Annotated in this window: 2 protein-coding genes; both read left to right on the forward strand. The window is 72.5% G+C overall.

Annotated features, from left to right (window positions below):
- The first annotated feature begins 174 nt into the window (after positions 1-174).
- Positions 175-5,115 (forward strand): NAD-glutamate dehydrogenase, encoded by a 4,941-nt coding sequence (locus ABEB00_RS23245; protein ID WP_345622014.1) that lies wholly within the window; start codon positions 175-177, stop codon positions 5,113-5,115.
- Positions 5,116-5,281: 166 nt separating this feature from the next.
- On the forward strand, positions 5,282-6,799 hold the full coding sequence (locus tag ABEB00_RS23250) for a hypothetical protein (RefSeq protein ID WP_425586558.1): 1,518 nt from the start codon (positions 5,282-5,284) through the stop codon (positions 6,797-6,799).
- Positions 6,800-6,816 lie beyond the last annotated feature (17 nt).

Genomic DNA, 6,816 nt, shown 5'->3' on the forward strand with positions numbered 1-6,816 from the left:
CGGTGTCACACCCGGCGGTTGCGTCGGACATGGCTGATATGCCCCCGCTCATCTCCCCTTGCGGCATAGCGTCGGATGAGACCGGACACCCCGCGTCTGGGCGTCACGTCGGAGGGCGGCAGACCGTACTTCCTTCTACGTCACGCAACGGCGCGCGACAGGAGCCAGAGGACAATGCAGACCAAGCTGGACGAAGCCAAGGCCGAGCTGCTCGACAGGGCGGCCCGGGTAGCTGAGAACAGCCCGGTCGGGGGGTATCTACCGACTGGGACGACGGACGAGGGCACCCCGGGCACCCCGGACCGTGAAACCGTGTTCGCGTTCCTCAAGCGCTACTACCGGCACACCGCGCCCGAGGACCTCGGCGCGCGTGAGCCGGTCGACATCTTCGGCACGGCCGTCTCCCACCACCGGCTGGCCGAGAACCGGCCCCAGGGCACGGCCAACGTACGGGTCCACACCCCGACCGTCGAGGAGAACGGCTGGACGTGCAGCCACTCCGTGGTCGAGGTGGTCACCGACGACATGCCCTTCCTCGTCGACTCGGTGACCAACGAGCTGACCCGGCAGGGACGCGGCATCCACGTCGTCATCCACCCGCAGTTCGTGGTGCGGCGCGACCTCACCGGCAAGCTCATCGAGGTGCTCCCCACCCCGCCCACCGACGACCTCCCGCACGACGCGCACGTCGAGTCCTGGATCCACGTCGAGATCGACCGCGAGACCGACCGGGCCGACCTGAAGCAGATCACCGCCGACCTGCTGCGCGTCCTGTCCGACGTCCGCGAGACGGTCGAGGACTGGGGCAAGATGCGCGAGGCGGCCGTCCGCCTCGCCGAGGCGCTGCCCGGCGAGCCCGCCCCCGGCGACCTCGACGGCCAGGAGGTCGAGGAGGCCCGCGAGCTGCTGCGCTGGCTCGCCGACGACCACTTCACCTTCCTCGGCTACCGCGAGTACGAGCTGCGCGGCGACGACTCCCTCGCCGCCGTCCCCGGCACCGGCCTCGGCATCCTGCGCGCCGACCCGCACCACGACACCGACGAGAGCCACCCCGTCAGCCCCTCCTTCGAGCGGCTGCCCGCCGACGCCCGCGCCAAGGCCCGCGAGCACCGGCTGCTGGTGCTGACCAAGGCCAACAGCCGCTCCACCGTGCACCGGCCGTCCTACCTGGACTACATCGGTGTCAAGAGGTTCGACGCCGAGGGCAACGTCGTCGGGGAACGCCGCTTCCTCGGCCTCTTCTCCTCCGCCGCGTACACCGAGTCGGTGCGCCGCGTGCCGGTCATCCGGCGCAAGGTGGCGGAGGTGCTGGAGCGGGCCGGGTTCTCGCCCAACAGCCACGACGGCCGGGACCTCCTGCAGATCCTGGAGACGTACCCGCGCGACGAACTGTTCCAGACACCCGCCGACGAACTCCAGTCCATCGCCACCTCGGTCCTCTACCTCCAGGAGCGCCGCCGGCTCCGCCTGTACCTGCGCCAGGACGAGTACGGCCGCTACTACTCCGCCCTCGTCTACCTGCCCCGCGACCGCTACACCACCGGCGTACGGCTGCGGATCATCGACATCCTCAAGGAGGAACTGGGCGGCATCAGCGTCGACTTCACCGCCTGGAACACCGAGTCGATCCTCTCCCGGCTGCACTTCGTCGTCCGCGTCCCGCAGGGCACCGAGCTGGAGCAGCTCTCCGACGCCGACCGGGACCGCATCGAGGCCCGCCTCGTCGCGGCCGCCCGCTCCTGGTCGGACGGGTTCGCCGAGGCGCTCACCGCCGAGTTCGGCGAGGAGCACGCCGCTGAGCTGCTGCGCCGCTACGGCGGTGCCTTCCCCGAGGGCTACAAGGCAGACCACGGCCCGCGCTCGGCCGTCGCCGACCTCGGCCACCTCGAACGGCTCGACGAGGAGCACACCTTCGCGCTCAGCCTGTACGAACCGGTCGGCGCCACGCCCGAGGAACGCCGTTTCAAGATCTACCAGAAGGGCGGCTCGGTCTCCCTCTCCGCGGTGCTGCCGGTGCTCAGCCGGCTCGGCGTCGAGGTCACCGACGAGCGCCCCTACGAGCTGCGCTGCTCGGACCGGACCACGGCGTGGATCTACGACTTCGGCCTGCGCATGCCGAAGACGGTGGCCGGCGGCGCCGACCACCTCGGCGACGACGCCCGCGAGCGGTTCCAGGACGCGTTCGCCGCCGCCTGGAACGGCAAGGCCGAGAACGACGGCTTCAACGCCCTCGTGCTGAGCGCCGGGCTCACCTGGCGCCAGGCGCTGGTGCTGCGCGCGTACGCCAAGTACCTGCGGCAGGCCGGGTCGACGTTCAGCCAGGACTACATGGAGGACACCCTCCGCGACAACGTGCACACCACCCGGCTGCTCGTCTCCCTGTTCGAGGCCCGGATGGCGCCCGAGCGGCAGCGCGCCGGGCGGGAGATCGTCGACGCCCTCCTCGAAGAGGTCGACGCGGCCCTGGACCAGGTGGCGAGCCTGGACGAGGACCGCATCCTGCGGGCCTTCCTCACCGTCATCAAGGCGACCCTGCGCACCAACTTCTTCCAGGAGGCCGCCGGCGGCAGGCCGCACGACTACGTCTCCATGAAGTTCGACCCGCAGGCGATCCCCGACCTCCCCGCGCCCCGCCCGGCGTTCGAGATCTGGGTGTACTCGCCGCGGGTGGAGGGCGTGCACCTGCGCTTCGGCAAGGTCGCGCGCGGCGGCCTGCGCTGGTCGGACCGGCGCGAGGACTTCCGTACCGAGATCCTCGGCCTGGTCAAGGCGCAGATGGTGAAGAACACCGTCATCGTGCCGGTCGGCGCCAAGGGCGGCTTCGTCGCCAAGCAGCTCCCCGACCCGGCCGTCGACCGGGACGCCTGGCTGGCCGAGGGCATCGCCAGCTACAGGACGTTCATCTCCGCCCTGCTCGACATCACCGACAACATGGTGGCCGGCGAGGTCGTGCCCCCCGCGGACGTCGTCCGGCACGACGAGGACGACACCTACCTCGTCGTCGCCGCCGACAAGGGCACCGCGACCTTCTCCGACATCGCCAACGGGGTCGCCGAGACGTACAACTTCTGGCTCGGTGACGCCTTCGCCTCCGGCGGTTCGGCCGGCTACGACCACAAGGGCATGGGCATCACCGCCCGCGGCGCCTGGGAGTCCGTCAAGCGGCACTTCCGGGAGCTGGGCACGGACACCCAGAGCGAGGACTTCACGGTCGTCGGCATCGGCGACATGTCCGGTGACGTCTTCGGCAACGGCATGCTGCTCAGCGAGCACATCCGGCTGGTCGCCGCCTTCGACCACCGGCACATCTTCATCGACCCGAACCCGGACCCGGCCACCTCCTACGCCGAGCGCCGCCGCGTCTTCGAGCTGCCCCGCTCCTCCTGGGCCGACTACGACACCGCGCTGCTGTCGGCCGGCGGCGGCGTCTTCCCGCGCACGGCCAAGGCCATCCCGGTCAACGCCCACATCCGGGAGGCCCTCGGCATCGAGGGGAAGGTCTCCAAGATGACCCCGGCCGACCTGATGCGGGCCATTCTCGGCGCGCCGGTGGACCTGCTGTGGAACGGCGGCATCGGCACCTACGTCAAGGCGTCCACCGAGTCCCACGGCGACGTCGGCGACAAGGCCAACGACGCCATCCGCGTGGACGGCGCCGACCTGCGGGTCAAGGTCGTCGGCGAGGGCGGCAACCTGGGCCTGACCCAGCTCGGCCGGATCGAGTTCGCCACCCAGGGCGGCCGGGTCAACACCGACGCCATCGACAACAGCGCCGGCGTGGACACCTCCGACCACGAGGTGAACATCAAGATCCTGCTCAACGGCCTGGTCGCGGACGGCGACATGACCGTCAAGCAGCGCAACAAGCTGCTCGCCGAGATGACCGACGAGGTCGGCCACCTGGTGCTGCGCAACAACTACGCGCAGAACGCGGCGCTCTCCAACGCGCTGGCCCAGTCCAAGGACATGCTCCACGCCCAGCAGCGGTTCATGAAGCACCTGGTGCGCGAGGGCCGCCTCGACCGGGCCCTGGAGTTCCTGCCCACCGACCGCCAGATCCGTGAACGGCTCAGCGCCGGACGCGGCCTGACCAGCCCGGAGACGGCGGTGCTGCTGGCGTACACGAAGATCACGGTCGCCGAGGAGCTGCTCGCCACCACGCTGCCCGACGACCCGTACCTGAAGGGCCTGCTGCACGCGTACTTCCCGAGCGCGCTGCGCGAGAAGTTCACCGACCGGATCGACACCCACCCGCTGCGCCGCGAGATCACCACGACCGTGCTGGTCAACGACACGGTCAACACGGGCGGTACGACGTATCTGCACCGGCTGCGCGAGGAGACCGGCGCCTCGCTTGAGGAGATCGTGCGGGCGCAGACCGCGGCCCGCGCCGTCTTCCGCTCCTACCCGGTGTGGGACTCGGTGGAGCGGCTGGACAACAAGGCCGAGGCCGCCGTCCAGACCCGGATCCGCCTGCACTCGCGCCGGCTGGTCGAGCGCGGCACCCGCTGGCTGCTGAACAACCGGCCGCAGCCGCTCCAGCTCGCCGAGACGGTCGAGTTCTTCGCCGACCGGGTCGAGCGGGTCTGGGCCGAGCTGCCGAAGCTGCTGCGCGGCGCGGACGCCGACTGGTACCAGCGCATCCACGACGAGCTGACCGGCGCCGGGGTCCCGGACGAGACGGCCACCCGGGTGGCCGGGTTCTCCTCGGCCTTCCCGACGCTGGACATCGTCTCGGTCGCCGACCGCACGGGCCAGGAGCCGCTGGCGGTCGCCGAGGTCTACTACGACCTCGCCGACCGGCTGGGCATCGCCCAGATGATGGACCGCATCAGCGACCTGCCCCGCGCCGACCGCTGGCAGTCCATGGCCCGCGCGGCGATCCGCGAGGACCTCTACGCGGCGCACGCGGCGCTCACCGCCGACGTGCTGACGGCGGGCAACGGCACCTCGACGCCGGAGCAGCGGTTCAAGGTGTGGGAGGAGAAGAACGCGGCGATCCTCGGGCGGGCCCGCGCCACGCTGGAGGAGATCCAGAGCTCCGACGCGTTCGACCTGGCCAACCTCTCGGTGGCGATGCGGACCATGCGGACACTGCTGCGCACGCACTCGTAGCCGGTCGGCACGGCCGCGCGGGCCGCGCGGCCGTGCCGGGCCGTGCCCCGGGGCGCCCCGGGCCGCAGCGGACGTGACAGCAGCGTCCACGGCGGCCCGGGGCGCCCCGCCACATCACCCTTCCAGCCATTCCGGGCATTCGAGGCAATCCGGATAGTGTGGCGGGGTGACTGGGCGTTCCGGTTCGACGACATGCGCCGCGTCGCCGCGCACCGCGGCCGTCCCCCCGGCGGTCGTCCCCCTCTACGTCCTCCTTCTCCTGCTTCTCGCGCTGCTGCTGCTCGCCGTGGTCCGGCTCCCGTGGGTCGGTGACCTCGGCCTGCACGCGGCCACCGTCGAACGGCTGCGGCACAGCCTGGTCAGCCCCGGCAACCCGCTGGTCGACGCGGACACGCCGAGCCCGTACTACTCCCCGTGGACGCTGGTCCTCGGCGCGCTGGCCAAGGCCGGCGGCGGCTCCGTCTTCGTCGTACTGCGCTGCGGCGCGCTGGCCGGGCTCACGCTGCTGGTGACGGGCGTGTGGGCGTATGTGCGCACGCTGAGCGCGCGCCGGGCGGCGCCCGCGCTCGCCCTGCTCTGTCTGACACTGCTGTGGGGCACCGACCTGTTCGCGTGGAGCGGCTTCCTCGGCCTGCACTCGCTGGCGCTGACGGCGGCGTACCCGAGCGTGTTCGCGCTGGGGCTCTCCTTCCACCTCTGGGCCGGGCTGACCCGGGTGACGGGCGCCGACCGGCGGGCCGGGTGGGGGGCCTGGCTCGGACTCGGGGTGCTGTGGGCGGTGATCCTGCTCTGCCACCAGTTCACCGGGGTCGTCGCCACGCTGGGCGCGCTCGCCACCGTGCTCGCGGCCCGCTCCGGGCGGGCGGCGTGGGGGCGGCTCGCGGCCGGGCTGCTGCTCGGCGCGATCGTGCTCGGGGCATGGCCGTACTACGACTTCTTCGCGCTGTCCGGCGCCGGGAGCGGCCTGGAGGACATCCACCGGTCGCTCTACCGGGACCTGCCCGGCCGGTACTGGCTGGTGCTGCTCGGCGTGGCCGCGCTGGCCGCGCGCCGGCGGCGCGACCGGCGGGACGCGCTGGTGCTCTTCTTCGCGCTCGGCACGCTGGTGTGCGCGGCGGGCGGGCTGAGCGGGCACTGGTCCTGGGGCCGCGCGCTGCCCGCCGCGCTGATCCCGGCGCAGCTCGCGGCGGCCCTGGAGGCGGCCCGGGTGGGGAGCCGCGCGGCCCGGGCCGCCTGGGCTGGGGCGCTCGCGGTGGCGCTGGCCGCGGGGGCGTGGACCCAGGCGGGCGTGCTCGGATACGTCGTCGGCCGCGGGACGCTGCCCGCGGCCGTCGAGTCCCGCTACCGGGAGCCCTGGGAGGGCTACCACTGGATCACGCCCTGGGTGCGGTACGGGGACGTGGTCATGGCCCGCACCCACCCGGCCCGGCAGATCCCGGCCTACGGGGCGTACACCGTGGCGCCGGGCTACCCCGACTTCTTCCTGCCGGACGAGGAGGAGCGCCGGGCGGCGACCGGCCGGTACTTCGCGGAGGGGACGCCGGCCGGGGAACGGCGGGACATCGAGCGGGAGTACGGCGTGCGGTGGGTGGTGGACCGGGGGCTGCCGCCGGGCGCGGCGCGGGGGCTGCGCGAGGTGACCGGCGGGCCGGACGGACAGGTGCTGTACGCGGTCCTGCCGTAGCGAGGCCGAGGTCCGCC

Origin of the sequence: Streptomyces ziwulingensis (genome assembly GCF_039542605.1) — a bacterium.
In the GTDB taxonomy this organism is placed as follows: Bacteria; Actinomycetota; Actinomycetes; order Streptomycetales; family Streptomycetaceae; genus Streptomyces; species Streptomyces ziwulingensis.

Excerpts from the sequence above, each read along its gene's own strand:
- ABEB00_RS23245 (WP_345622014.1), top strand. The coding sequence starts at position 175 with ATGCAGACCAAGCTGGACGAAGCCAAGGCCGAGCTGCTCGACAGGGCG.